Here is a 24,986-nt window from a genome sequence, read left to right as displayed (position 1 = left end):
ATGGGATACATCCGTCGGAAACCAGCCGTAGTGACATTGTGAGCACCTCCGCCAGCCGCGATCATCTGGCCGCGCAGGCCTCCCCGCTACCGGCCTTGCGCTAGCGTCCTATCCAGGTCAGAGAGGCCATGCGGATGAATCTTCTTTGCCTGCAGCGTCATAGGTCGACGACATTGACCACACAGGTGGGCCACATGTCATCTACAGGAGAGGACTTGCCAGTCGAGCCAAGTTCTCGCAGATCCTGCGAACAATCGTGCGGTTTTCCCAAGCGTCGACTGTCAGGGCCGTGCTAGCGCCGAAATAGCAGTTTTGCACGCTTTGCAGGCGCTTCACGACACCTCGGTCAAAAGCGACGAAAGTCACTTCGGCATTGAGGACAAAAGATCGGATATCGACGTTGCTGGAGCCCAGAAGCGCGATCTCATCGTCAAATGTCATGTGCTTGGCGTGCAAAAAACGTCCTTTGTACAGGAGCACTTTGATACCGGCCAAGAGAAGTTCGGAATAATATGATTGCTGCGCAAAACGCACCAGATACTGATCAGTCAGGTGCGAAACGACCAAGTGCACCTCGACGCCGCGCAGCACCGCCGTCTTGAGGGCTTGCACGAGTGCCTCGTCCGGGACGAAATAAGGTGTCGTGATGACGACACGCTCGCGCGCGCCGTGAACCAGCGCGACGATCAAGTGTCCGATTCCGGCATCCGGGTAGTCGGGACCGCTGGGAAGAACCTGTGCCATGACCCCAGCGTCGGGTGGATGGTGAGGGAATAGGGCTGGCGCGTCCAGTTCCTCATCGGCTTCCAAGAACCAGTCGGCGATAAAGACTGCTTGGAGTTCGGTCGTGACTGGACCGGAGACGCGGGCGACCAGCTCTTCATTCACGATACCCGTGCGAAAATCTGCATTGGCGATGTTTTGGGATCCCACGTAGCCGATACGGCTGTCGATGACGGCAATCTTGCGATGATTGCGCAGATCTGCGCGTGCCGACCTGCGTCGGAAAATTCCGACCCGTAAGGCGAGCCGAACCTCCACGCCGGCAGAGGCGAGCCGCTTCGCCACGCGTTGCGCCCATGGCCGGGAGCCAATGGCATCGATCAGAACCCGGCAGTTGACTCCTCGTCGCGCGGCCCGGTCCAGCGCGTCCATAACGCGCCGGCCGGTCTCGTCATCGGCAAAGATGTAGAACAGAAGATGCACCGTTTGCTGTGCCTCCTCAATGTCACCAATCATTCGGTCGATCACGTCATCGTATTCGGAGAGAAGTTCGACGTCGTTTCCGGCGAGTGTGGGGAATTGCCCAAGTTTTTCGATCAAAAGCGCCGGCCCTACCAAGTTTCTCGGGAGGTCGGGACGGCGGCAGAAGCGCGAATGGGCAATCTCTTTGGATGCAGCCGCGAGAATTTTCGGCAGCCTGAGGAAACGTTCGCGGCGCCACCGGGGGTAAGTAGGTCTTCCAAGAAGAAGGTAGATTAGAAGCGCAGGGATTGGCAGGAAAAATACCAGTAGGAGCCAGCTCCGTGCGGCCTCAGGAGAACGCCGCAAGGGCACGATGACAATCATCACTAGGCGGATCGCCCATTCGAAGGCCAAATAGACTATCGCCCAAGCTTCGACCCCAGTGAACACCATCGGCGTTGTCCGGTTTGGTTTCTGTGTTCCATCTCAGGCGCATTCCACCCGGTAGCTGGTAAATGGGCTTGGATTCCTATGTACATCAAGGAATTTTCGGCGATCGCCGGCCGGCGGCCGTCTTCTGCATGCATCAGGCCAAAATCAAAGCTGCCACGCCCATGGCTTCAAAGCCCTTCAATCCGACGCATCCCGGAAAGTCCCAATGGTATCTTTAGCTTTGGCCTGAACGAAGGCCCTGTGGTCCTGAGGATCGAGAATGAAAGCAGCAGCCTGTTGTGGCAATTGATGCGCTCGTGCTCGTGCATGCGCAAAGGCTTGCAACGCGCAGGATTAAAAGGCGGCTGACGGCCGCAGTTCCCGCGTGCATCCCGCCACAGTTTTGACGGCAGACGTCGGTTGCAAGTCGAAGAAGACTAGTGATACAAAAACAGGGGCTTGGACGAATTTGCCAGGACGGCGCGCGTACAGGAGCCGAAGATCTCGCGGATTCCTCTGTGCCCGTACGCACCCATCGCGATCATGCCCGCGCCCAAAGCTTTCGCCGTCCCAAGAATCGCTTCTGCCGGTGTACCGGCTTGAAGATCTCCCAATCCAATTCCATGAACCTGTTTGGCGCCGTGCCGTCGCAGGAGAGCGCAGGCGCGGGCAGCGGTCGCGACCGCGGCATCCTCGGAACTGTTGTCGACGGTGAGGACATGGACCTCCCGTTCCGCAGCGAGCCCGAGCAACGCGAACATATGTAGGGTCCGTGATGCCGCGGGACTCCCATCGAAGGCAATCAGCACTGGCGCGGCCAGAACGTCACCCGGTTTGCCGTCGGGAGGGACGAGAAGCACCGGCCGGGGTTCGCCTCGAATGACCCGATCAATGCACAACGGCATTTCATAAAGCTCTCCGTCCTCGTCGAACAGGCTGTTACGACCGACCACCACCAAATCATGAGCGGTTGCTTCGAACTCGATCTGAATTCGTGGATCGCCATCCACCCTCTTCGTTTCAAAGGCGGCGAAGTCTGCGTCCTTTGCACGCTCACTGAAGGTCCTGAGAACGGCGTTGACGCGATCGGACGCATCCTTGAGCAATGTCAGGTCGAGCGCCTTTTTGTATGCCATGCCGCCGATCGGAACCGGCTCAGGACGCTGGATCCATGCCGAATTGACGATGCCAAGGACTTCGACGTTAGCGCGGTGGCGTTTGCCAAGTTCAAGCGCCAACAGTCCAGCTTCGACGCTAGAAGCCGATCCGTCGAGGGCTACGACGATGCTGCGCAGCATTGATGATCTCCGTGGCAGTTAACGAGCACTTCCATACCATCGGGCTCACCTGAACGATTTGATCAACGTCAATCGACTAGGCTCACGTCGAACTGGGTGGCGTTCGCCTCAACCTCGGCCAATCACCTTGCGGCCCTGATCCTCCCCGCCCGGCTGCGAGCGTCTCTACATCGCGGCAGACGCAATGCCGCTGGGCGGCGCGGCATCGAGCGACTGCGCCGGCGAGCAGGCGAGGCCGGCGTCGTCACGCTCGTGCTTTGCCCACGGCTTGGCGACTTCAACGAAGACCTGCGGCGGCTAGGGCGTCTCGCGGGGATGGCTGCGGGATCAACTCGCCCCCGAAGACGCGCGGCTGCATCTGCCCTCCGGCTGACCCCCGGCACCGGATCGCGGGGCAGGGCGCCGCCGCCGGAACCGGCGATTCGTGGTTGGCCGCGGCGGGTGGAGGGACCGCGCTCGCGGCCTGCCTGAGAGGCGACCCGCCACACCCCGGCGCCGGCCGCAACGGCTGCGCCGTCCTCCGCTGCGCTTCGGCCGCTCGGCTTTGCTCGCGGTGCCCGCCGGAGCCGGCGCGCGGCACGGGTGCGCCGTCAGGCCGCGAAAGGCGCGGTCTTCAACCCGACGGAGACAAGCCATGAACCTCGATCTTCCATTCGACGACAGCTACGAGCCCCACCACGCCTCGTCCCCAACCGAGCGCGTCGTCATCGAGATGCAGCTGTACGGCCACCGCTTTCACCAGGACGACCCGGACCCGCGGCCGCTGCCGGACGAGACGGCGCTCAGCGACGCACTTGCAGCTGCATTCGAGACCTTCGCCGGCATGTTGGGCAACACGCGTCTCGAGCCCGACCTCGATGATCTGCTCTGGTCGTTCGTCAATCTCTTCCATCGCGCAGGCGACCGCATCACCCGCGACCTCGACCGCAATGAGGACGCCCAGCGCGACAGCCAGCGTGAGCAGGACGGGACCGAAGTTAAGTCCGTCGAGCTGGAGCGGCTCACGCAAGAAGGCCTCACTCTTGTCGACCGCCGCAACGCGTTCGAGTTCATGCGCGATATGGCGGCCGACCTGTTCAAGGCGCACACCGGCTCCGCATGGCGGCCGCGTACCGGCTCGAAGGTCAACCACGCGAACGTGACGGCGGCGGTTATCGACAGTCGCGACTTTCTCGCCGCCCGCCGCCGCGCCGAGACAGAGGTTCTGCTGCCGGCCGGCACGAAGATTGCTTTCGCGGGCGGCATGGACTTTAACGACCACGAGCTGATCTGGGCCGCGCTCGACAGGGCGCGCGAGAAGCATCCCGACATGGTTCTTCTCCACGGTGGCAGCCCGCGTGGCGCCGAGCGCATCGCAGCCTGCTGGGCCGAAGCCCGCGGCGCCACGCAGATCGCCTTCAAGCCGGACTGGAACCGGCACGCCAAGGCGGCGCCGTTCCGGCGCAACGACCAGCTGCTGTCGGTCATGCCGGCAGGCATCATTGCCTTCCCCGGCTCCGGCATCACGGAAAACCTGTGCGACAAGGCCCGCCGCTTTGGCATCCCGATCTGGCGGTTCACGGAGAGCGGCGCATAAGCGCCGCTTTTTTGCGGAGCATCGGTTCGCCGATGCTCGCGATCGCACGGGACTGACGCAACGAGCTGTGGTCGCACAACAGCAAGCCCGTCGAGCTTTCGAGACGCACCGCGTATTGAGCAAGCGCGGGCCGAACTGGGCCGTCGTCGATGAGCCCGATTGCGACAGAATCGACGGCTCATCCTATCCCTATCAGGACGCGCTCGCCGTTTCTGCAAGCCAGTCATGATGAAAAATCGCCCGAAAGGGTCGCGGAGACATTTTCCGCTTGGAGGGCCCGGCGCCGGACGCACAGATCGACCCCGCGGTCATGCGGGGCGGCGGATACGGCTATCAGAATGCGTCAATCTCTGTCGATAGGCGCCAATCGGAAATGGTCTCCGTCCAGAGCAAGAGCCAAATTGCCGAAGCCCAGATTCCCATCGCTTGCCGGCCCGGCGGCCTCCTTTTCCCATCCGCTGCGAGACCCGGTTCCAGCCGAGTTGTCTCCATCAATGGGGCGGTTGTAGATGCGGCAGGCGAGCGCATGCCCACGCTTGTGGAGTCTGGTCGTGACGCTGGCGATCGAGGCGCTGACGGCCGACGTGGCGCAAGCCGCCGCGTTCGGACACAGCTTCGGTGAGCTTGCTTCGGTGAGCTTGCCAGGTGGCCTTGGCGTCCGCTCCTGGATCGGCCGCACCCGGACCATTCCCTTTTCATGTCGCCTTTGTAGAAGCCCGCCCGCCTAGCGGCCAACCCCGCAAGGGGGTTCCCCTCGCTGCGCTCGGTGACCGCGGTGGGCGGCCCTCTCCTGCGGCGCCATCGGGAATGGTCCCGATGCAACCGATAGGAGAAATACCATGGCCACCACGATCGCAACCCTCACGCAGAAGCAGGATGGCACTCTGGAGGGCGTGTTTGCGACGCTGCGCGTCAGCGCCTCGATCGCCATCGTCCCGAACGACCAGAAGTCGAGCGACAACGCGCCCGACTACCGCATCGTCAATCGCCGCAACGGCTTCGAGATGGGCGCCGCCTGGAACCGGGTCTCGCAGCGGACCGGAGAAGAGTACATCTCGACAAAGCTCGAAGCGCCAGAGATCGGTGTGATCTTTGGCAACGTGGCTCCCGCCCCGGGGGGCGATCCCGCGAAGAAAGTGATCCTCTGGAACGACCCTGCCTGACCGCCGCACTCGCCGGCCCCGCAATGTCGCGGGGCCGGCCTCAGCCGCCAATGACAAAGGAGTCCTACAGTGGAACTCGTCACCGACGACATCCGCGCCACTCTGCTGGAGAATGGCTCACGGTACCGACAGGATGCCGATTTCGACTCCATGCCGGTCGTCAAGTTCTTCACGCCCGATGCATCTGCTTCATGGCTGATCGTCTCGGCCGACCCCGAAGACCCATTCGTGCTCTTCGGCTTATGTCGAATCCAACATAAACCGAATCGGATTAAGCCGCTCCGCGTCATAGCGCTGAGATTATGTCGTCCAATGCTCTGGCTCCTTTTTGGGATCCGATATCCCATTTGCATTTGATGTCGGGGTCAGTCGCGCAGGTCTGCATAGCCGCGTCGCATCTTGCGTTCAGCAAGCCTTGTGGCCGCTGAGATCGCCTCTGCATCGCCTCTAAAATACTCCGTCTTCTCACGGCCGCGCGTGCCGATGCGTCCCCACTGGCGCACAACGGCCATCTCGCCAAAGAGGGTCGGCTGCAACATCACCACGTAGAACCGCGCCATATTGCGCGCGGGATCGATGCGACGGAAAAATCGCGGTCCGGGAGGTTCGCTCATTCCTGGACTTTTCACCGGCGCGCGCTCTGCCGTCCAACGCATGTTTTGAATCAATAAGCGCCAATCGATTCACGGCAGTTATGGAAGGGGGCAGATCTCGGTCGAGGTTCGCCGTCACCATCGGCGGGCCCCCGGATATGGCCTAAGAGCGGCCACTACACAGCCGCGAGGGCCATGTCGTCCTGCATGGAAAACAGTGAATCAACGCCGGTGGCGATCTAAACCCGTCTACCGTTCTTTTTGCCTGTCGCCGTGTGTGCTGTCGCGCACAAGCCCCTCGACAAGGTTGAGCAGATTGGAAGCGGTGGCAGGAGGCATGTTCAAAATGCGCATGATCAGCTTCAGCTTGTCGTCTGCCTCATGGCGACTGCCGCCGAAAAAATGCGGAGCCGCGACATGAAGCATCTCGATCGGCGAGCAATCAAGTATTTCGCAAAGGTGGATCAGCCGCGTCGCCTGCAGCTTGGAAAAGGCTCGCTCATATCGCGCGAAAATGGTCTCATGGAGCCCCACCATCATGCCCATCTGCGCCCGGTTCAGCCTGTTGGCGTCGCGCCGCTCGCGGATGAACCGGCTGAACGCCTGCTCCATCTCGTTGAAGGTTTTGACCCCTTCAAATCCGGGCTTTCGGTAGATGGGCTTTTCGGACTCATCATCACTCGTCTCGACGAGCCCATGTTCGTCGATGTAGGTTTGTACATCCTTGATTGCCATGGCGACGGCTTCGGCCTGCTCCTGTTGCCCGCGAGAAACCACGTCTGCATGACGTGGATAATCGCCCCACTTTGCCCTGATGTCGCAAAATCAGGACCAATCTGATCCATCCTTAGCAGGTCGGATGCCTCGAAATCAATTTGCTCCGCGGTTGATGGAGGAAAGCTCTTTCCTGCTTCGATCACAAACCGAGTTCGTCAAGATATTTCACGATCGCCCGCTCCATGATCGCCTGCATCGACGTCTCCGCGTTGAACGAGGCAAACTTCAAGCGCCGTTTGGTCTGCCGGTCGAGGCTGACATTGACGAAGTGGCTCTCTCCCTTCTTGCGTTCCCGCTTCACCTGGCGCAACGCCTTTCTGGCTTCCAGCTGTCGCAAATTTTCATCCGGCTGATCCGGCGGTGAAGGCCTGCCGAAATGTTCGTCGGCAGCTTCAGCGTTCGTCATGGGCGCCATCCGGTCTGCAGCCCGCTTTCTCGGCGCCGTTGCGAACTCGTCCAGCGAAAGGTTCTCCTGACGGTTCATGACGTTCTCCCGAAACCATCTGCACCGCTCAACAGAGCGTCGATCTCGCCAACGAGATTTTGGGTCTCGCGACGAGCCTTGGCGACCGCCTCGGTCGTGTCCTGCATCTGAAGCGTACCGATGCCGTTCTGGATATCCTTGTAAACGTTCCTCTCCATGATCTCGGTCCGGAACAGATACGTGCCGACCTTGTCCTCGATGATCGGACGAATTTTCCGATAGAGCTCCGTATAGCGGACGGTGAGAGAAATACGTGTTTTCAGTACGCCATGCCGACAGCTGCGGCCACGCGCTTCGTTGACCCGCAAAATCGCCTCGAAGCAATCGATCGCGCCCAGCACCTCACGTTTCGACGGCTGGATGGGTGAAATCACCAGATCGGACCATCCGATGACCGGATCGACAAGCGCGGTGTCTTCCCCGGGCGTGTCGATGAGGATGTAGTCGAAGCCTTCCCCGTTGCGGCCGAGGAAGCCGTTCAGCGCCTTAGCGGTCTTGTGTCCGACCACGTCGATGCCCTCGGCCTGAGCATCCTTCTCGCGGCAATCGCTCCACCATCTGGTCAGATTGCTGCGGGCGTCCATGTCGATCATGGCGACAGTCTTGCCCCGCAAGGCATATTCGCCAGCGATGTTCATGAGCGCCGTCGACTTGCCGGCGCCTCCCTTGCCGTTGATGGCTGCGATCACGATCGGCATCTGCTCCCTCCATGAAAATGTGTTTCTACTCACGCACGAATCCATCTTTGTAGGATCGTGGATTCACATGTCTCTACGACTGCATGATTGTAAAAAAACATAACCGATATGACTATGTAAAAAAGAAAAGATGGAGAGAATTCGCTAAAACGGAGGTCAAAATGAGTTGGCAGGATACGGAAAAATGTGATACATTTTCCTGACGATCGAGGGACAGGCCCTCGATCCGCGGCCTGCGGCCGTAAACACCGACGCTGATGGCGATGAAGGCGACGAACACATCCGCCGCGGTCAAAAGCACCCGGAAGGAGAAGGTGGCGCACATCCGGTTGTCGCAGGACGAGTTTTGTGCCGTCGAGGCGGCGGCTGAGCGCGCCGGTCTGTCCGTTTCGGCCTTTATCAGGTCGCTCTCGCTCGAGGGTGCGGGTCTGCGCCCATTCCTGACCGAAGCCGATCGGGCCATCATTGGGCTGCTCGCTCGGGACATGCGAGCCATCGGCAGCAACCTCAATCAAGTCGCTCGCGCTATTAACGCCGGACGATCAGTAGGGGCTTCGGACGTGGCAAACGTGGTCGCCGATGCGCGGGCTGTCGCCAACACGGTCGTGGTCGAACTAGCAGATATGACGCAGCGCGCGGCGACCGCGCGACGCGGTCGGTCCGGTTGATGGAATTCTTCCTCGGCGCATTCGAGCGGGAGTGGGAGCGACGGCGCGCAGCCCTCCTTCATGACATCCAGATGGGGCGGCCGAGGGAGGTCGAGTGGGATTTGCCGCGAAGGGGAGGGGTGGCGCGTCTTCCTGATGATGACTGGGGAGGCGCCAGGCGGCAGCGTAGCCGCGGCGGGTCTTCGGCCCCTGGCAGCAACGCGGGCGTGCGCGGCCTGTCCATGCTCTCCCGGTTCGCGGCGCTGGCGCGCGGAAGCCAGCCCGCAGTCGTAAAGCTCGCCTCCTATGGCGGTGGCGCACGTGCGGTCGCGATGATGAGCTATGCCTCCCGGAATGGCAAACTGGCCGTCGAGAACGAGAGGGGTGAGCGTCTCGCCGGAAAGACCGCCCTCGCGGAACAGCGCGCCGAATGGGAGCACCTGTTCGACAACCGCGCCGCCAGTCGGGACTTCGGCATGTTCCGCGTCACCATAGAGCGGGCGGCGGCGGCGGCGGGCCGGGGCCACGACAAACTCGTGCGCGAAATCCTGCGCTCGGGTTTCGGAGATCGCCACTTTGTCTATGCCTTCAAGGAGAAGGGCGGCGGGTTGGAAGTGCGCGGGGTACTCGTGCTCCGCGACCGGGATGGCGAGCGGCTGACCGGGGACGTGAAGGCTTCATCGATCGTTCAGCAGCGCTTTGACGAAAGCGACATTGGCAACGCTGTCGACGCACACTTCCGCTTTCACGGCTACGGTAACGGCGTGGAATTCGGGACAGCGAGAGTTCGCGAGTTGGTCCGGCCCCACGAGGGCGAGGTACGAGACGACGCAGGCCGATCGATCGAGAGCTTCGAACGGGCGAGCGACCTCGTGCAGAAGGAATGGCGCAAGGATCTGCACAGCCGCAAGGGCAGGGACGTCATGCACCTGATCGTCTCGGCGCGCCCCGGTACCGACGAGACGGCATTCCACAATGCGGTTCGAGATTTCCTTGGCGAGCAGTTCATCGGTCACCGGTACATCTTCGCCATGCATGATGCCTACGACGACCCGAAGGAAATGGGGCAGGGCGGCAAGCGTCCTCATATCCATGCGCACGCCATCGTTACCATGCGATCGGAGACCGGCGAGCGGATCGAGACGAGTCCGCAGATTTTCCGGGAGTGGCGTTCGCTAATGGCGGAGAAGGCGAGGGAACATGGCATCGCAATGGAGCTGACCGACCGCCGAGATCTTGCGAGCCCTCCCGCATACACACGCAACCAGGTCCGGCCGGTCAGTTATGCTGGCAGGACCGAGCATGAGGGCACGAGTGAATTTGCACAGGTGCGCTACGAAGCTAAGCGATCCAATCGACCTCAGGCGGCGCGCTCCGACAGAAGTACCGAATACGCAGCTGAAGCCGCGCAGGCTTGGCGCGAACTCGCACGGGAGGATGGCGGAACCTCGGTTGCTGACTTCGCCGGCGGCCAGATCGAGCGAATCCACACGGCTTTGCGAGAACGTCAAATCGACGTTGAAAACGCCAACAAAGGCGTTGCAGATACGAATCTCAGTACCAATATGGTAATGCTGCGAGAACTCATAGGAGGCGAAGAGGCACCCATGCGTGAGATGACACGCCTCGAATTCGAGGCCTACGAAAAGCGCGTCGAAGCTGTCCTGGCTGATGTTGAGACTACTGTCAGACCATCGGAACGGAGGGAATTCGAGGAGGTTGCCGCGGCGGCGCGAGACGTGGTCGACATCCGGCGGGAATACCTCGAGTTCACGGAGCAGCAGGTAAATGCCGATGTTCGTGAACCAGTGCGCACTGCAAGCGAAAACCCAGACCAGCGGAATCGCGTGGTCAAGAAGCACGGCCGAGAAGCGGTTGAGAACCGCGATGACGTCATGGTGGAAATCGAAGCCGCTCGACGGTCAATTGACCGAGCCGTTGAAGACGGACGTGATACAGAAAACGCCCTCGACCGTGAGGTCGACCCAGCTGCGCGGCTTGCCCTCGCAGGCAACACCTGGCTGAGGGAGGTGGCTACAAGCGACCGAGACCTACAGACGACCATCGAGAGAAACGAACGGGTCAATCGGCAAAGCCGCACGCGCGAGGACAGGCCGACAGACCGAGAGGTTACCGAACCAGCTGACGCGACAGCATCGACAACTAGCAATTCGCTCACCCAGAGATCGTCCGATAGGGCGCCAGCTGCGATCGGAGCCGAGGCAGAACAGATTCGCGACATTACACGCCACGAGGAAACCAGTCGCAATATCGAAGGAGAACAAGAGACCCAAGACGACCGCCGCGTTCTTGGAGATGAAAGTCTCACGTCAAGAGATCGGGAACGCTCCGGTAGGCGGGCAGAGCGAGCCAATTCAGAAGCTACGCGCTCCGACCCGCCACAGCAACATGTCCCGCGCCTGCGCGAACTGAAACGCGAGATGGAAGAGAGGAATGATCGAGAACACGACGATCATGAAAGGTAGCCCCCAGTTGAAGAGAACTGGCCGTACAGATATGGCCCTCCTCCAGACAAACTGCCCAACAATGATAGTGGGTGGCCAGGATCATGGCTTCTATTGGCCTTTGCGACTATTGCGCCGCTGATCTATTTTGGGCGCGTGCTGCGGTCGATCGAAGCGTCGGCGATTGACGTCTACGAGACAATCGAGGCTTGGATCCTGCCAATCAGAATTTGCTTCGTCGGCTGAGTGCCAAGTCCATCGTAACCGCCGCGAGTTACCCACCTTGACGGATTAACTTGTGGAGCAGGGGCTGGTGGTGTTGACGGTTGCCGCGGGGAATGCTGCCGTTGTGTGAAGACCAATGGCAGTCGGCGACGAATGATCGGAATTGAAGAACAGTTGCGCGAGAAGCTGCGCAAGGTAGAAGCGCTCTATTTCGGCGCTGGGACGGCTGGCGAGAGGGAGGCGGCCGGGGCTGCCAGCGAGCGGCTGAAGGCCCGGCTTTCGGAGATCGGCCGTCAGGATCCTGCGGTGGAGATGCAATTCTCGATGCCTGACCCGTGGGCGGTTCGACTGTTTGTGGCTTTGTGCCGGCGCTATGGCATCCGGCCCTACCGTTATCCGCGGCAGCGGCGCACGACGATCATGGTGCGTGCGCCGCGACGGTTCATCGACACGGTGGTGTGGCGGCAGTTTTCCGAACTGCACTCTGATCTATGGAGCCACTTCGAGGCGACGACAGAGCGACTGATCCGCGAGGCGGTGCATACGGATACAAGCGACGCCGAGACGATGGCGATGCCGGTCGGCAGCCGCTGAAGCTGAGGCGGTGCGGATGTGGATCGAGCGTTTCGGGCTGAATATCAGCTGCTTTGACTGGCGTCTCGAGAAAGCCAAATGATTTCAATATGTTAGAAAGTTCCATAAGATATGTTATGCGACTTTGACATGTAGCAGCCATTTAGTAATGCGACACATGGGCCAGTTAGAGATGCGACACTCCTCGCCTCTCTGGGACTGGCGAACACGAGCCAGGAAAGGAAGGCTGACGTTTTCACAGCTGGTCATCGGCCAGGTTTTGCGGAGCCGTCATGCCTTGTTTGGTCACCTTGTCGCAGAAAGAGTTGCATCGGCTTGAAGCCGTCCAGAAGATCCGTGAGCGTCGGCTGAGCGTCGTCCAGGCGGCCGAACTGCTTCATCTCAGCCGCAGCCAAGTCCACCGGCTGCTGCAGGCCTATGTTCGTGATGGCCGAGCAACTGACGCCGCAGCGAGGCGTTCCGCAACGCGGCGCTCGACCTGGTGCGCGAGCACTAACGGGACTTTGCCGTAGAAAGTGAAGTCCGCAGTCGAGGCTCTTTTGACCGGTAGTCAGGAAACCGGAGATTAAGAAATGTCGACCCCAGATAGCCGGCGGCCCCAATCCTCGCCCCACGCCATAGCAGCACTGTCAACGGTGCGCTGGCGAGCGGCTTCAAGACCGTCGAGGAGCCTGCCTGACGGGATACGACCACGCGGTTAAGATTGCGGATCGTCCATCGCTAGTTCCGGCTCCTCTTGGTCGTCAGGTACGGTCTCGTCAAATATAGTCGACCAATCGCGGCTCCCCGCTTCCTTCGTTTGCGACGCTTGCGCCTTTTCGACGAGTCGTTTCAGTTTCCGTGCGGCTGGAACGAACCGTGCCGCTATAGCTGGTCCAGACGGCCAATCTAGAGCTGAAAAGTCGGAGCAATCCTTTCCGTTTGGCGGTCGAGTGGGCTTCGCCAATTGCGAAGCAGCGCCCGAACGGCTTGAGATTCGCGCCTCAATCACTTTTGCACTAGGATCGCCTTGTGCAACATGGGCTGCAGCTCGTACAGCCGCATCTTCACGGACCACGTGCCCAGGCGTTGAATAAAGATTGCGGTGCAAATCGCCTGCGGCAGGGATCGGTTCATTTTCGGCACCTACTCTGGCGTAGGCTTCTGTCGTCGCGAGCACCGGCGCATGCGGAAGAAATTCGATGACCGGGACGTCGGGCACATGCGCTCTGGAGAACGCCTCCAATTGAGCAAACGGTGCGGTCGCAAAGAACCGCAGCTTGTCAGCCAGTATTGGCCCCTGCCCTTCCACCATGATGATCATTTTATCCGCGGGCATTTGCCGGATCTCTTGCGGCATCATCAGATCACGCTCGCGCAACTGCTCCACCTTGGTGCGGCGATGAAGGCCTATCAGCTCGATCGTGCGGGACTCAGTCCTATAACGAACGGTTCGCTTGCCGAGTCCCTTCGAAACTGTTTCGGCAGTGACCTGATCGTTGGCGCCCAGGACGAGTTGATATCCGCAGTTGCCCATCAGGGAATGGCGTGCGGTCTCGCCATAGATATCATCGAGATTCTTGAGGTCCTGGATAATAAAGGCCATTTTGATGTTGTAGCCGGCGACATAGGGCAGCTTGCCCGTGATCTCGCTCATCTTCTTCAACTGGCGGAACTCATCTAGCAGGAAGTATACCGGCACCGATCGCGGTCGGTGTTCCAGCATCAGCATATCGAGCGTTTGCTGGACGAACAGCGCCAACAGCGGTTTCAGGAGCGTGATGTCCGTGATGTTCGGGGCGAGGTAGACCGAGATCGGCCGATGCTTCATCGCGCGCAGATCCATGTCGGTGACGCTGGTCGCCGCCACCACGCGCTCGTTGCGAAACGGCCGTAAGGCCTTCTGGATGTCCAACAGCGCGGAGGCCGCAGCTCGTTCCGACAGTGCGATGTGGGCGTTGAAGCTCTCCAACGTGAAGCGCGAAAGGTAAGGCTCTTTCTCCTTGATGGAGGTCATCAGAGCCTGGAGGTTGGCGCCTGAGTTGAAAAAGGAGGTAACCTCACCGAGGTTGCGTCTTCCTTGGTAAAGGACGCTCTCACTGATGTAGCTTATCGCGCCGGCCATCACCTGCTGAGCGGTCGCCTGCCAGATCGAGTTGTCCGATTCAGAGTTTTCGGGAACGAGAATGCTCGCGATGTTTTGGATATCGGTGGTGCGGTCACCACGGTCCGGCCGGATGAAGTCGAGTGGATTGTAGCGATGTGTACGATCCGAACCAGGCGCGAACAGAAAGACCTGGTTGCCTCTTGACCTCCTGTAGCCAGCCGTACTGCGGAAGATCTCTCCCTTCAGGTCGGTGATTACCATAGAACCTTCGTGGGTCAGCGCGTTCGGCACCACGTAACAAGCCCCCTTCCCCGACCGAGTTGGCCCGATAACGAGATGATGGCGCTCGTCATTGACGCGCAGCATCTGACGCCCGAACCTTCCGAGAATGTGTCCCTTCCGGCGGAACCAATTGCCGCGGCGCAACGACATTGCATTCTGAAACCGCGCGTCCCCGAGCGGATTGCTGTTAGGACGAACACCGGCATAAGCGATGATCCCGGCAACACCGACCGCCGGCACGATCGCGCCGAGCGCTATCGTTTGCAAAATCGGGTTGTGGGCGTAGAGCATCAACTGCTGGAATGGCACGAAGGGATTGGTCGTGATCATCGTCTGAATGATCCGGCCGTCTTTGTAGAAGAACTGCAGCGCCAGACCGTAGCCGAACATCCAGACGATGCAGGCAATCGCCAGGCAGAATGCCAGATAACACAGGCGCAACGAGCCAGTCATGGATCCGCCACACCATCGCGGGCAAAGAAGATCTCCGAGACGCCGCGCCGGCCGCCGTCGCGGCGAAGCTGAATCACGATCGGGATGACTTGGCTGATATAGGAGATCAGGTCCGCCTTGGGATACGCCGAGGACAGGCCGGACTGCATGACCATCATAGCGAGCTGCTCGTAGGCACCGAGCGGCGTGTCGGCATGCACGGTCGACATTGATCCGGGGTGGCCGGTGTTGATTGCGCGCAGGAAGGCAAATGCCTCCGATCCCCTCACCTCGCCGACGAAAAGCCGGTCCGGCCGCATTCGAAGCGCCGCCTCGAGCAGAGACTGAATCGTGACGCTGGCTGTTCCCTGATCGCCTCGTGAGGCGACCAGATGGACAGCGTTCGGCTGCGGTGGGAAAAGCTCGCGCGTGTCTTCCAGGGTGATGATGCGCTCGTGGCCGTCGACGGATTTGAGGCAGGCATTGAGGAATGTCGTTTTGCCGCTTGAGGTGCCGCCGCTGATCAGGATGGACACACGACCCCGGATGGCAGTGTGGATGAATCCGTAGATGTCACCGCTGCGAAGATGGCCAATGAGAAGACGATCCGTTTCGCTCAGGCCTTTGACGGCAACCGCGACATGGTCGAGGGCGCCGTTGTCGCGATAGTCGTCGAGCGTGAAATCGCTCACGACCTGTTTGCGGATCGAGATCGCTCCGCCATCAGGCGCCGCAGGCGGAAGAATGATTTGGATACGCTCGCCAGAAGGCAGGGCAGCGCTTAGGATTGGTTTTGCCGGGCTGACAAACTGGCTGGTAGCGGCCGCCACACGCTCGCCAATGTTGATGATTTCCGAGGTGGTGAGTCCGGGAACGGAGGAGAACTCCATATGGTCAGCGCCGAGCCGCTCCACATAGACCTCACCGGGTCGGTTGACCGATAACTCGACAACTTTGCTGTCATCGAGGAGCGGGTTCAGAGGCGCGAGCGCACGATAGAGAAAGTAATGCCGGTCATTTCGGACGCGTTCAGTTGAGACCAAGTTCACGACGGATCTCCTTCAGCGCTTCGGTGACCGGGTCTTCGTACAACTCCGAGAAATCGAGGTCCTGGCGCACGAACACGAAAATGCGCTGGCCCTGGCTTACGCTTATCGTCTGAGGAATCCTGAGGCTGTCGCCGAGCGCCTGGTTGGCCATGTCCGAGAAGGTTTGTGCAATAGTCGAGCGAGCGATTTCCTCGCGTTCGGCCGCGTCACTGTCGCCAGTGGCCGCTTGACTGCCATAGCCGGTGAGGTAGCTCGCGCCACCACCGACGATCGACAGTAGAATCGCCGCGCCGAAGCGCTCGCGAAACTTGTTGTCTACCCGGCCTGTAAGACCTGACCGGCCGAGACTGTCGGCGCCGATCGAATCGAGACGCACACTGACGCCGTCGTCACGCAGCATGCGGCTCCAGACGACGAAGATGCGCTTTTGCCCGCGCACGATATCCGACTGGTACTCACCGATCAGGCGCGTGCCGGTCGGGATCAAAATGCGACGACCGTCGAAGGAGTAGACGTCATCCGAGACAGTGGCGCGGATCTGGCCAGGCAGGTCACTGACGATTGCGGTTTCCAGGATGCCTGGAATGAGTGTTCCTTCCGGGATCAGGGCGTCGATGCGTTCGATCCTTCTTGCCTTGGCAGAACGGTCGCCGAGGCTCGCGGCCGCCGCCAGAAACTCGCTGCTGCGGTCCTCGCCTGCGACGGACGGACCTTCTCCGTCGCCGCCCAATATACCTCTCGAATCGCCCTCAGCCGTGATGTTGTCATAGACGACCATGTTGGAGCGGTAGCGCTCGGGGAACCCCTCCTTCTGCGGTTCAGCGACATCGGGGGGCTGCGCTGCCGTTGCGGGTGCAGGTGGCGGCGGAACGTCGAATCCCGTCGTATCGACGGGCTCTTCGTGCGCGGGAGGCGGGGGCGGAGGAGGAGGCAGTTGGACGACCTCGGGCGCTGGCTCCGCCGGAACCGGCTCTCTCTCGCGAACAAAGGATGGCGGGCGGAACGTGGTGGTGGTGAACTCCTCGTCGCCATGCAGCATGTCTCGCACTGGCTGCTGCCGGCCTGCGACGACAAAATAGCCGGCAACAAGCCCGAACAGGATGAGAAGGCTGCCGCCGATGAGCTGGTTGCGGCGGACCGAATGATCGGCAATAACAGCATCGTCACCCTGTCCCAGGGCTTCGAGTTCGAGCGCGCGCTTCATCAGTTGCCGCTCCTGCGCCGTCGCTTTGCCTGATCATCCTCGACGGGCCCGAAAATGCCGGGATCAGGCGCGCCGAAATCAGGCTTTCGCAGATTGAAGATGCAGATCCATTGATCGCCGTCGCGCAGCGTGAACTGGGCCGAAGTGCCGTCTATCACGATGTACTCCCCTTCCCTGCGGAAATTCATCAGCGTTTCCGAAAAGTCGGAGTTGACGGCGAAGATCGCGGGCACTTGAGCGTCGAACTTGAAGAACGTCTTGCTGCCGTCGTCGAACACCATCAGCGGCTTCAGCCGCGCATCGCCCGAGAAGGAGTAGTCGATGTTGACGTTCGCCTTGTCGATACCGGAGATGTTCGGCCACGCGGCGCGCTGCTCGGCTTCCTTGCGAAGCGCGGCATTCAGGTTCTTCTCGAGGTAATGGAAGCGGATTCCGAATACCTTGCGGCCGGCATCGGGTGGAAAATCACGGAGTTCGAGATAGTAGATGCGCTTGGTCGTGACGACATTCATGTTGGTCGTCACATCTTTGGCAATCGGCTTGACGAAGAGGATGTTTCCCTTTTCTGCGGGGACTACCTGCCAGCTCTCTGTGTCGCCAAGGGATATCGTCTCAAATCTCTCTTCCTCGTCGAAGACAATCATCGTTGAGATGCCGTAAGTGGCGAACACCTGGACGACATTATTTTCCTGATAGGTGACGCTGGTCACGCGTGGGTCGAGTGATCCACCCTTCGGGGTCTGAGCGCCCGTGGCTGGGCAGGACAGGCTGCTGATCATCAGGAAGGCTGCTGCGGCCGGGCGTACGTCCATCACCCCTCCCCCGGCGTAACCGTTTCCTGGTCGCGGCGATATGCGTAGACCTGAAACCCAAGGGGGTTCTCGAACCGCCATTCGTTGCGAATGGGTGTGTCGGTGTAGCGGAAGCGGACGATCGAGATCCAATGGCGGATGATAGATTCCGTGTCGCTCTTCTCGGTGGTCGAGAAGCGCACGATTGCCGTGCTGGCGTTCGGGAAGGTTACCGACTTGATATCGACGAGCACACGCTTCAGGCGACCATAAATCTTGGCCGGGTTCTGCGGGTTCGCGGCGCTGAACAGCGCTTGCAACTCCCGGGCTGCCTCGTCCGTGGACAACAGCGCGGCGATCCCGAAATATTCCTCGATCGCATAGGGATCGTAGCCTTCGCGATTGCGGATGTAGCGGACGACATTCGCCTGAGTTACCGCCTGCTGCTCGGTTAGATTGGCTGGCCGTGTCAAACCGGATTTCACTTCGACAAAACCTGTCGTACTGTCGACTGTGACGACGTACGGTTCGAAGCTTTTTAGCGGTAGCATCAGCACCATCGCGATCAGACTGAGCATCGCGATCCCGGCGAAGACTACGGCGAAAAACCAGGCGACGCGGGCCGAGCGCGCCGCCCGCTTGATGATCTCCTGCTCCCAGACGTCGCCATGCTGGAAATAGGTGTGTAGTGTTTTTTCGGAATTTTCGACCATTCGTCGTTTCGATACCTGGTTGAAACGGTGTCATTCTCGTGGGCGCTCTGGGTCTATCTTGGCGTCCCGTTCGCGGCGATCGTGCGCTGCATGGCGCTGCCGGCTGAGGATTGCGGAGCGCGAAGTCTCGCCTGCACGCGATGCACGGCGGCCTGGGTCTGTTCGGCCGATCGCCCAACCGCCCCGCGGCTCTGGAAAATTCCTCGGCCGGCGATCTGCCGCGAGCGAGCGCCTACGGGTGTGGCCAGCCCTCCTACAATTCCTTGGGCGAACGATTGAACCTGGATCAGGACGAAGCTGCCCGCGAGACAAAGCATGATGAAAGCAGCAAAGTCGCTCAGCTTCAGCTCCCGATTTCCCGAAACCTGATCGATCTTCGTCAGCTCAGGCTCCATCGCCGCGATGAGGAACGCGGCAATCACGTAAACGAAGAGCGGGATGATTGCGTAGAGCAGCGACTGGTTCAGCCATCCGAGCGCATAGGTGCGCGTTACGTTGAAAAACATGCAGGCGACGAAGATCGGCGCTGTGCCAAGAAGAACCCAAAGAACGACCTTGGCGAGGACGAGAATGCCAAGCGCAATCGCCACGAACAGGCCTGCGAAAACCATGATGATCATGCCGATCAGCGCCGGCAGCACGGACAAGTAACCGGCCTGTTCGGAGAAGGCGGCCGCAGCAAGGTTGGCTGTTTTCCATATTTGGGAGAGGCCGTTGGTCGGTTCGGTCACGCCCGTCGCCGAGGCGGCCAGGATGGCCCGTCCTGCCGCCTCCGGAACCTTGGTCAGCCAGTCATAGAAAAGCGCGTTGAAGTTCGCCCAGGTGCTCACCAGCACCAGAATCACAAACAGGCGTGCGATACGGCCGATGATCTCGGCGACGCTGATGCGGGACGTGCCGAGAAACAATTGCACGCCGTAGAACAGCACCGCCAGGGTGAAGAGGAGACGAAGCAGGGGCTCGATGTCGTTGCTGAGCGCCTCGAAGGCGCGTTGCGAAAAGTTCTCGCCGGACGCGTCGATCCGCTGGAGCAGTTCGCCAATGAAATCTTCCACCGCTCTGCCCTACTCCGCGAATTCATCGATTGCCGCAAGGGCGGCTCGTGGATCGTTGTTGATCGCCGCCATCGGCCCACAGCCCTGACGGGCTTCGGAAGCGTAGCTCGACAGGTTGGCCGGTCGATTGCACGGTGCGGTCTTCTCTTTTGGCGTCCCGCATCCGGCTGCAAGCGCCGATAGAACGAGAACCAATCCGACAACAGTTGCACGCGCATCCCTCATTCGTAGGTCAATGCCTTGCGTGTGTTTGAGATGTCGGTGAGGCGCCGCTGGTTCTCCGCATGCAGCGACTGGACGCCACCATTCAGAACCCCGATCATCTCGTTGAGCGTTAGCCCAGTCTGAACCTGAAGCTGCGTGTTCTGGTCGATAGAGCCCTTGATGTCCTCGGCCTGCCCGATCCCCTGCCCTGCATTCTCGAGCGCTGTGCGTCTCGTCTCCACAGCCTGGTGCGAACCGGTGATCAATGCCGAAACGCCGAGCACGGTTTTCATGAGTTCTTGGTAGGATTTGTCGCTAGCCAGCGAACTGTTGTCCTTGCCCGAAAGCGATTTGACGAGCTGCAAGCCGTTGATGAATAGCGTCGCCGCCTGGGCTATGTCCGATCCCATCGGTCCGAAGTCGGCAACGCCATTCTGCGGAAGGCTATCGAAGGTTGGCACCGACGAGACGCTGAAGCCGTTGCCGATCGCAAGATCCTTGAGCGATCCGGCATCGCTGCCGCGGTCACCCGTGACCGCTTTCAGCGTTTCCTCGACTGTGGTCAGAATACCCTTGTTGGTGTCGAGGATTTTTGACGTTGTGTCGGCAGTCTCTTTTGCGACGGCATAGTTCGTCTTGTCGATGACGGGTATGTCGGCTGCCGCAGGCAAGACGGCGGCTCCGCTCGTCATCAGGACAACAAATAAGCGCTTCATGATCGCCTCCTTCATTGTGGCGTGAGCTGCAGCCCGGCCTCCAGGTCGAGCTTTTGGGCGCAGGCTTTGGCGTTTGCATCCCAAGCGAGGCCCTGCCGCTCATCGCAGACGCCCGCGACCGGCGTAGTATCTTCAGTATCAGGGCCTTCGTAACGCCCGGAGCGGCTCGCGCCGGACATGTCGCCGAGCGTCATGGCGTTGCGCGAATTCGTCAGGTCGGCGAATGCGGTCCCCAGCAGGATCAACTGGTTCAGCATTTCCATATTGGCGTTGCGGGCGCCGGAATTGTGGTCCCAGCTGTCATGTATTGTGCCCGTCGCCATCCCTGCCAACTGCTGCAGCCAAGAAGCGACATCGCCCGATCCCCGTTCGATGGCGGCCGTTAAACCCATGGCCTTCAGCGTGCTGTCTCGCGCACCCTCAAACGTCGCACTCCCACCACCGTAGTTGTGGGGAATTCCGGACTGGTCGGACCCACCAAATGCCGGCAGCCATTTCCGGGTGATCTGGGCGACATATCCCTGCGTCTCGCGAAACGGTGGAATGCCGCCGTATTTCTGAACGTTGCCAGGGCCGGAATTGTAGGCTGCAAGCGCCAGCGAGACATCGCCGTTGAAGCGCTGCAGCTGCTGCTTGTAGTAGAGGGCGCCGCCGCGCAGGTTTTCCTCGATATTGTGCGGATTGACGCCAAGACCATCAGCGGTACCTGGCATCAGCTGGGCGAGCCCCATGGCGCCGGCGCTCGACTTTGCGCATGGATTGAAACGGCTCTCCTGATAGACCAGTGCGAGGAATTGGTTCTCGTCGATCCCTTCTTCACGGGCGATGCGCCTAACCAGACCGGCGATCGACGCGTTGGCGTTCGCGGCAGCCACCGGATGATCCCTTCGCCCGGGACGATAGACAGAGCAGGTGACACCCTGGTTGCTGGTGTATCGATCGCGATCGGTTTCCTCGATGCCGGTCGTCATTTTATAACGCTCCTTGCGCGGATCAAGGACTGTTCCGTCAATCGTCGGAATGTCGGCCATCGCCGGCGAGGCGAGGAGGACAAGTAGGAGGGGAAGCCGTCTGCTCATGCCGTGCGCTCCCAGCCACAGAATTCCGGAAGCCACGCGCTCGGTTGATCACCCAAACGCGCGCGCAGCGCGGCGCAGGCCTCGACGGTGTCCTTCCTCCCAGACAGCACTTTTACGATGTCCGGGATTGCCGAGAGGTCGAGCTTGGCAATGACGGAATCGTTGCCGTGCTTGATCAGGAAGCTCCGCCGCTCCGGCGGGGTGTTGCGAATGAAACTGAACTCCTTCGCCGTCAATCCGAACCGGCCGACGTAGCTCTCCTCGTCGGCGCGCGGATTGGGGAAATGCAGGTTGGTCGAGGACTGCTCGATCAGCGCATGGGACTGTGGCGCTCGCGCAATGTCAGCTGCTGATTGGGTGCCGAAGCCGACGATCCCGTTTAGCTTGCGGATCGTCTTCATCTTGTCGACGATGTAGGCGGAGAAGGTCGGGTCCTGGAGCAGCTTCCAACCTTCGTCCATGAAGATGAGGACCGGATCGCCAGTGAGCAGCTCGTCGAGCCGGTGATAGAGGTACATGAGGGCGGGCGTGCGCACTTCCGGATTGTCCAAGATATGCGTCATGTCGAAGCTGAAGATTCGACGGCCCGAAAACGACAGGACATCGCGGTCGGCATTGAAGAGCCAGGCCTTCTCGCCCTCGAACCATGGTCTCAGCCTCGCCTGCAGGTCGTTGGCGTCCGCGCGCGAGCGGCCCATCAGCAGGGCGGACAGATTGGCCAGCGTCCGTCGCTCGACCGGCTCCTGGCAGATGCGGCCGATCGCTCGCTCGAGCGTATCCTCCTCTTCCTGGCTGAACCCGCGGCCGTCCGCCGGCTGAAGCATTGCCCGCAGAAGACGAAGCAGGAAATCACGGTTGGCCGAATTGTTCTCGAGCTGGAGCGGATTGAAACCGGTCATGATGCCTGGTTCGAGAACTTCATACGCGCCGCCCACCGCGCGCACGAAAATCTCGGCGCCGCGGTCCTTGTCAAAGAACACGGCCTTCGGCTCCGGAGTTATGCGGAACGCCTGGGCGAGCAGGAAGGTCAACGCCACCGTCTTTCCCGAGCCAGTCGGGCCGGTGACCAGGAAGTGGCCAATGTCTCGCTGATGAAAGTTGAAATGGTAAGGGGTTTGGGAGGTGGTCTCGAGGATCGAGATAGGCAGTCCCCAATGAACACCGGCCGCCCTCCCTGTCGCGAAATTATGCATCGAGGAGAAGCCGGAAAAGTTGGCGCTCGACAGCATCGCGGAGCGTGCGATGTAGCTGTGGTTGCCCGGAAGCTGCGCCCAGAATGAAGCCTCCATGTTGAGGTCTTCCCGCAGCCAGTTGATGTTCATATCGGTGAGGCAGGAGCCGAGTTCAGCGACTGCCTTGTCGAGGCCGCCGAGATCGCGCGACAGACAGAGCAGGCTGAAATGGTGATAGCCGAAGACCGCCTCCTGGTTGACAAGACTGTTCAGCGCAAAATCGATGTCTGTCTCGACCGTGCTGCCAGCCTCGTCCGAAGCGCGGATCTGCCGCTGCAGCCGTGAGATCCGTTCCTGAGCGATTGGCTTGTCGGCAATTGTGAAGGACTGGGTCAGGATGAACTCGTGGTTCATCTGGAGCAGCCCGTCGAGCATGCCCGGCCCCGAAAACGGCGGATACTCCTTGATCGAGAGCACCGCCCCGAAGCGATTGTCGGCCTCGGTCGGCCCTTGTGCCTGCAAGGTCCGTTTGGAAAAATGCAGTCGCGAGGTTCCGACATAGCTTCGGATTCCCATCCGCGGCAGGCGCATCGGCCGCGACAGACCGCAGGTCAGGATTGTGTTGATGAATTCGCAGGGTTCCGAGTATGGCTCCTCAGCGCGATGGACGATGCCGAGCGGACGCGCGCCGTATTTCTGCAGCTCGCGGACGACATTCCCGACGACCTCCTCGAGCTCATTGATGCGCTCGTGAGCACGCTGCTCGAGAACGCCGCGGCCCGACGACCGGTCGAGCACGCGCGAGAAGGTTTCGGCCGCGCCCAACGCACCGCGCATGCCGGAGCGCACGATGGTGAGGTAGAGCTCGTTGGTGAACATGCGCTTGGCACGCAATTCGGCCATATAGCGTTTGTTGAGCAGGTCACAGAAAGGATCGGAGAACGAGCCGCCGAGCGACGGGTGCACCTCTTTGCGGATGACGGTCGACCACAGGGAGTAGCGACTTGAGCCGAGCGCGCGGATCATCGTGTTCTGCACGCTGGCGCGCATATTCAGCTCGGCCTGATCCTCGGTCTGGAAGAACAGGCCGTCGAGTTTAATCACCGATAGGATCGCGCCGCTTTCCAGCCCGATCACGGTATCCGCGACATGGCGCATATAGGGGATGTGCGTGGAAATCGCCCGCTCACGGCGACGTTCCTGCCCAAACCCAAGTTCTTCTGCGACGATATTCAGCATCGGTCATGGCCCATAAGAGTTGGTGCGCCAGAACAGCCGGTTCGGGGTCCGCGGAGTGCGGCGGCACGCGACCTGAGTGAGATCAAGAGTGCGGATATCCCGGCTGCAGAAGGCAAACAGAACGAGATAGATGAAGGGTCCCGCGAGCGCCGACCAGAAGCTGGTGGTTACCAGGAACGCGACCAAGGTGACGCCGAGGATGATATAAAACGCGTTGAGCGGGATACCCCACATCATCGGCGGCCGCGTCAGGCCGATCACCAAAGGCGTGAGTTGCGGCCTGTCGTCGGATACGTCGTTCATCGCTTCAATTCCCGACCGCCGAGATCATCTGGTCGACGATCGCTGGCGCTCCGAAGACCAGCCCAATACCAAGCACGACGGCGCCAGCGGTGAACCAGGACAGACGTCCCGCAAACGCGAGAAAACCGAGGCCAATGACGGCTATGATCGCGAGCAGGCGACCGAACGGGCCAGTGATAAAGTCGACGATCATTTGCACTGCCGTCTCGAGCGGAGCGAACGGACCGGAGCCTGACCCTTGTGCGAACGCGGGATCTACCGTCAGAACCATCGCCAGGACGGCCGCGGCCGTGAGAATGTCGAAACGAGGCGTTTGATTGTGGAGAGGGTGGCGAGGAACGTCGATCATATCAGGACTCCAGCTAGAAATGCATGACGCCGCCAACCCACCGCCGGCGTTCCGTCGTGGTGATGACCCCGACTGGCGGATCAAAAACCTCGGGTGCGGACGCCGCGTCGGATGAGGAGGCGCTGCCTTGCGTATTCTTCTTGGGTAACCCGATGCGGCGATTGATAACCTCGGC

24 protein-coding genes and 2 pseudogenes are annotated in these 24,986 nt (G+C 60.5%); 9 read left to right on the top strand and 17 right to left on the bottom strand.

Going from position 1 to position 24,986, the window contains the following annotated elements; genetic code table 11:
• Nucleotides 1-201: 201 nt before the first annotated feature.
• Together cls and MAXJ12_RS29375 are read right to left on the bottom strand one after the other, a co-directional pair.
• Complete coding sequence (gene cls / locus MAXJ12_RS29380) at nt 202-1,638, bottom strand: cardiolipin synthase (protein WP_008839797.1); 1,437 nt, start codon at nt 1,636-1,638, stop codon at nt 202-204.
• A gap of 416 nt (nt 1,639-2,054) precedes the next feature.
• Complete coding sequence (locus MAXJ12_RS29375; protein ID WP_008839795.1) at nt 2,055-2,915, bottom strand: universal stress protein; 861 nt, start codon at nt 2,913-2,915, stop codon at nt 2,055-2,057.
• A 105-nt stretch (nt 2,916-3,020) separates the two neighbouring features.
• On the opposite strand from MAXJ12_RS29375, the pseudogene MAXJ12_RS39920 reads away from it, so the two are divergent.
• From MAXJ12_RS39920 to MAXJ12_RS34715, 5 genes and pseudogenes are all read left to right on the top strand, one after another.
• Nucleotides 3,021-3,288: pseudogene (locus MAXJ12_RS39920) on the top strand (toprim domain-containing protein); the annotation flags it as partial.
• Between the two features lie 261 nt (nt 3,289-3,549).
• Complete coding sequence (locus MAXJ12_RS29370; protein ID WP_008839794.1) at nt 3,550-4,491, top strand: DUF2493 domain-containing protein; 942 nt, start codon at nt 3,550-3,552, stop codon at nt 4,489-4,491.
• Nucleotides 4,492-5,042: 551 nt separating this feature from the next.
• Nucleotides 5,043-5,219: a hypothetical protein gene (locus tag MAXJ12_RS37900; protein WP_157999683.1), complete on the top strand. Its 177-nt coding sequence runs from the start codon at nt 5,043-5,045 to the stop codon at nt 5,217-5,219.
• 111 nt (nt 5,220-5,330) lie between these two features.
• A complete protein-coding gene (locus tag MAXJ12_RS29360; protein WP_008839792.1) occupies nt 5,331-5,654 on the top strand; it encodes a DUF736 domain-containing protein in 324 nt (107 codons plus the stop codon).
• A gap of 69 nt (nt 5,655-5,723) precedes the next feature.
• Nucleotides 5,724-6,011 (top strand): DUF2958 domain-containing protein, encoded by a 288-nt coding sequence (locus MAXJ12_RS34715; RefSeq protein WP_008839791.1) that lies wholly within the window; start codon nt 5,724-5,726, stop codon nt 6,009-6,011.
• An 8-nt stretch (nt 6,012-6,019) separates the two neighbouring features.
• Here MAXJ12_RS34715 and MAXJ12_RS29350 read toward each other — a convergent pair whose 3' ends face one another.
• The 4 genes from MAXJ12_RS29350 to MAXJ12_RS29335 all read right to left on the bottom strand — a co-directional run bounded on the left by MAXJ12_RS29350 (nt 6,020) and on the right by MAXJ12_RS29335 (nt 8,206).
• On the bottom strand, nt 6,020-6,268 hold the full coding sequence (locus MAXJ12_RS29350) for a WGR domain-containing protein (protein ID WP_008839790.1): 249 nt from the start codon (nt 6,266-6,268) through the stop codon (nt 6,020-6,022).
• Nucleotides 6,269-6,496: 228 nt separating this feature from the next.
• Nucleotides 6,497-6,982, bottom strand: a complete 486-nt coding sequence (locus tag MAXJ12_RS29345; protein WP_008839789.1) for a helix-turn-helix domain-containing protein — start codon at nt 6,980-6,982, stop codon at nt 6,497-6,499.
• Between the two features lie 181 nt (nt 6,983-7,163).
• Nucleotides 7,164-7,508: a hypothetical protein gene (locus MAXJ12_RS29340; RefSeq protein ID WP_008839788.1), complete on the bottom strand. Its 345-nt coding sequence runs from the start codon at nt 7,506-7,508 to the stop codon at nt 7,164-7,166.
• Nucleotides 7,505-8,206 carry a ParA family protein gene (locus MAXJ12_RS29335; protein WP_008839787.1) on the bottom strand — a complete coding sequence of 234 codons (702 nt, stop codon included), beginning with the start codon at nt 8,204-8,206 and terminating at the stop codon, nt 7,505-7,507. Before MAXJ12_RS29335 ends, MAXJ12_RS29340 begins: the two co-directional genes overlap by 4 nt.
• 263 nt (nt 8,207-8,469) lie before the next feature.
• On the opposite strand from MAXJ12_RS29335, the gene MAXJ12_RS29330 reads away from it, so the two are divergent.
• The 4 genes and pseudogenes from MAXJ12_RS29330 to MAXJ12_RS36000 form a co-directional block, all read left to right on the top strand.
• Complete coding sequence (locus MAXJ12_RS29330) at nt 8,470-8,874, top strand: plasmid mobilization protein (RefSeq protein WP_040588735.1); 405 nt, start codon at nt 8,470-8,472, stop codon at nt 8,872-8,874.
• Nucleotides 8,874-11,339: a relaxase/mobilization nuclease domain-containing protein gene (locus MAXJ12_RS29325; RefSeq protein WP_040588705.1), complete on the top strand. Its 2,466-nt coding sequence runs from the start codon at nt 8,874-8,876 to the stop codon at nt 11,337-11,339. Before MAXJ12_RS29330 ends, MAXJ12_RS29325 begins: the two co-directional genes overlap by 1 nt.
• A 357-nt stretch (nt 11,340-11,696) precedes the next feature.
• Nucleotides 11,697-12,137: a hypothetical protein gene (locus MAXJ12_RS29320; RefSeq protein ID WP_008839782.1), complete on the top strand. Its 441-nt coding sequence runs from the start codon at nt 11,697-11,699 to the stop codon at nt 12,135-12,137.
• A 272-nt stretch (nt 12,138-12,409) separates the two neighbouring features.
• A pseudogene (locus tag MAXJ12_RS36000) lies at nt 12,410-12,627 on the top strand (helix-turn-helix domain-containing protein); the annotation flags it as partial.
• 207 nt (nt 12,628-12,834) lie between these two features.
• On the opposite strand, the gene MAXJ12_RS29315 reads toward MAXJ12_RS36000, so the two are convergent.
• The 11 genes from MAXJ12_RS29315 to MAXJ12_RS29265 all read right to left on the bottom strand — a co-directional run bounded on the left by MAXJ12_RS29315 (nt 12,835) and on the right by MAXJ12_RS29265 (nt 24,811).
• Nucleotides 12,835-14,958, bottom strand: a complete 2,124-nt coding sequence (locus MAXJ12_RS29315; protein ID WP_008839780.1) for a type IV secretory system conjugative DNA transfer family protein — start codon at nt 14,956-14,958, stop codon at nt 12,835-12,837.
• The gene (gene virB11, locus MAXJ12_RS29310; RefSeq protein ID WP_008839779.1) at nt 14,955-15,980 is read right to left on the bottom strand and encodes a P-type DNA transfer ATPase VirB11; all 1,026 of its coding nucleotides are present in this window, start codon (nt 15,978-15,980) and stop codon (nt 14,955-14,957) included. Before virB11 ends, MAXJ12_RS29315 begins: the two co-directional genes overlap by 4 nt.
• Complete coding sequence (gene virB10, locus MAXJ12_RS29305; RefSeq protein WP_008839778.1) at nt 15,967-17,190, bottom strand: type IV secretion system protein VirB10; 1,224 nt, start codon at nt 17,188-17,190, stop codon at nt 15,967-15,969. The genes virB11 and virB10 overlap by 14 nt, the downstream gene beginning before the upstream one ends.
• Nucleotides 17,190-17,969, bottom strand: coding sequence for a TrbG/VirB9 family P-type conjugative transfer protein (locus MAXJ12_RS29300; protein WP_040588726.1), 780 nt, complete (start codon nt 17,967-17,969; stop codon nt 17,190-17,192). The genes virB10 and MAXJ12_RS29300 overlap by 1 nt, the downstream gene beginning before the upstream one ends.
• 32 nt (nt 17,970-18,001) lie before the next feature.
• Entirely contained in the window at nt 18,002-18,694 is a 693-nt protein-coding gene (locus MAXJ12_RS29295; protein WP_008839776.1) for a VirB8 family type IV secretion system protein, read from the bottom strand.
• Between the two features lie 53 nt (nt 18,695-18,747).
• The gene (locus tag MAXJ12_RS29290; RefSeq protein WP_008839775.1) at nt 18,748-19,749 is read right to left on the bottom strand and encodes a TrbL/VirB6 family protein; all 1,002 of its coding nucleotides are present in this window, start codon (nt 19,747-19,749) and stop codon (nt 18,748-18,750) included.
• Nucleotides 19,750-19,970: 221 nt separating this feature from the next.
• The gene (locus tag MAXJ12_RS29285; protein WP_139044102.1) at nt 19,971-20,669 is read right to left on the bottom strand and encodes a type IV secretion system protein; all 699 of its coding nucleotides are present in this window, start codon (nt 20,667-20,669) and stop codon (nt 19,971-19,973) included.
• Between the two features lie 11 nt (nt 20,670-20,680).
• Nucleotides 20,681-21,748, bottom strand: a complete 1,068-nt coding sequence (locus MAXJ12_RS29280) for a lytic transglycosylase domain-containing protein (protein ID WP_008839773.1) — start codon at nt 21,746-21,748, stop codon at nt 20,681-20,683.
• Entirely contained in the window at nt 21,745-24,159 is a 2,415-nt protein-coding gene (locus MAXJ12_RS29275; protein ID WP_008839772.1) for a VirB4 family type IV secretion/conjugal transfer ATPase, read from the bottom strand. Before MAXJ12_RS29275 ends, MAXJ12_RS29280 begins: the two co-directional genes overlap by 4 nt.
• A gap of 3 nt (nt 24,160-24,162) precedes the next feature.
• The gene (locus tag MAXJ12_RS29270) at nt 24,163-24,462 is read right to left on the bottom strand and encodes a VirB3 family type IV secretion system protein (RefSeq protein ID WP_008839771.1); all 300 of its coding nucleotides are present in this window, start codon (nt 24,460-24,462) and stop codon (nt 24,163-24,165) included.
• Nucleotides 24,463-24,466: 4 nt separating this feature from the next.
• Nucleotides 24,467-24,811, bottom strand: a complete 345-nt coding sequence (locus MAXJ12_RS29265; RefSeq protein ID WP_008839770.1) for a TrbC/VirB2 family protein — start codon at nt 24,809-24,811, stop codon at nt 24,467-24,469.
• Between the last annotated feature and the right edge of the window lie 175 nt (nt 24,812-24,986).

The organism is Mesorhizobium alhagi CCNWXJ12-2 (assembly GCF_000236565.1).
GTDB lineage: Bacteria > Pseudomonadota > Alphaproteobacteria > Rhizobiales > Rhizobiaceae > Allomesorhizobium > Allomesorhizobium alhagi.
Note: the sequence above shows the minus strand (reverse complement) of the source record. Positions and strands in the feature narration are given on the sequence as shown.

Coding starts and splice junctions, on each gene's coding strand:
- cls (WP_008839797.1), bottom strand. CDS start 1,638: ATGGTGTTCACTGGGGTCGAAGCTTGGGCGATAGTCTATTTGGCCTTC.
- MAXJ12_RS29375 (WP_008839795.1), bottom strand. CDS start 2,915: ATGCTGCGCAGCATCGTCGTAGCCCTCGACGGATCGGCTTCTAGCGTC.
- MAXJ12_RS29370 (WP_008839794.1), top strand. CDS start 3,550: ATGAACCTCGATCTTCCATTCGACGACAGCTACGAGCCCCACCACGCC.
- MAXJ12_RS29360 (WP_008839792.1), top strand. CDS start 5,331: ATGGCCACCACGATCGCAACCCTCACGCAGAAGCAGGATGGCACTCTG.
- MAXJ12_RS29350 (WP_008839790.1), bottom strand. CDS start 6,268: ATGAGCGAACCTCCCGGACCGCGATTTTTCCGTCGCATCGATCCCGCG.
- MAXJ12_RS29345 (WP_008839789.1), bottom strand. CDS start 6,982: ATGGCAATCAAGGATGTACAAACCTACATCGACGAACATGGGCTCGTC.
- MAXJ12_RS29340 (WP_008839788.1), bottom strand. CDS start 7,508: ATGAACCGTCAGGAGAACCTTTCGCTGGACGAGTTCGCAACGGCGCCG.
- MAXJ12_RS29335 (WP_008839787.1), bottom strand. CDS start 8,206: ATGCCGATCGTGATCGCAGCCATCAACGGCAAGGGAGGCGCCGGCAAG.
- MAXJ12_RS29330 (WP_040588735.1), top strand. CDS start 8,470: ATGAAGGCGACGAACACATCCGCCGCGGTCAAAAGCACCCGGAAGGAG.
- MAXJ12_RS29325 (WP_040588705.1), top strand. CDS start 8,874: ATGGAATTCTTCCTCGGCGCATTCGAGCGGGAGTGGGAGCGACGGCGC.
- MAXJ12_RS29320 (WP_008839782.1), top strand. CDS start 11,697: ATGATCGGAATTGAAGAACAGTTGCGCGAGAAGCTGCGCAAGGTAGAA.
- MAXJ12_RS29315 (WP_008839780.1), bottom strand. CDS start 14,958: ATGACTGGCTCGTTGCGCCTGTGTTATCTGGCATTCTGCCTGGCGATT.
- virB10 (WP_008839778.1), bottom strand. CDS start 17,190: ATGAAGCGCGCGCTCGAACTCGAAGCCCTGGGACAGGGTGACGATGCT.
- MAXJ12_RS29300 (WP_040588726.1), bottom strand. CDS start 17,969: ATGATCAGCAGCCTGTCCTGCCCAGCCACGGGCGCTCAGACCCCGAAG.
- MAXJ12_RS29295 (WP_008839776.1), bottom strand. CDS start 18,694: ATGGTCGAAAATTCCGAAAAAACACTACACACCTATTTCCAGCATGGC.
- MAXJ12_RS29285 (WP_139044102.1), bottom strand. CDS start 20,669: ATGAAGCGCTTATTTGTTGTCCTGATGACGAGCGGAGCCGCCGTCTTG.
- MAXJ12_RS29280 (WP_008839773.1), bottom strand. CDS start 21,748: ATGAGCAGACGGCTTCCCCTCCTACTTGTCCTCCTCGCCTCGCCGGCG.
- MAXJ12_RS29275 (WP_008839772.1), bottom strand. CDS start 24,159: ATGCTGAATATCGTCGCAGAAGAACTTGGGTTTGGGCAGGAACGTCGC.
- MAXJ12_RS29270 (WP_008839771.1), bottom strand. CDS start 24,462: ATGAACGACGTATCCGACGACAGGCCGCAACTCACGCCTTTGGTGATC.
- MAXJ12_RS29265 (WP_008839770.1), bottom strand. CDS start 24,811: ATGATCGACGTTCCTCGCCACCCTCTCCACAATCAAACGCCTCGTTTC.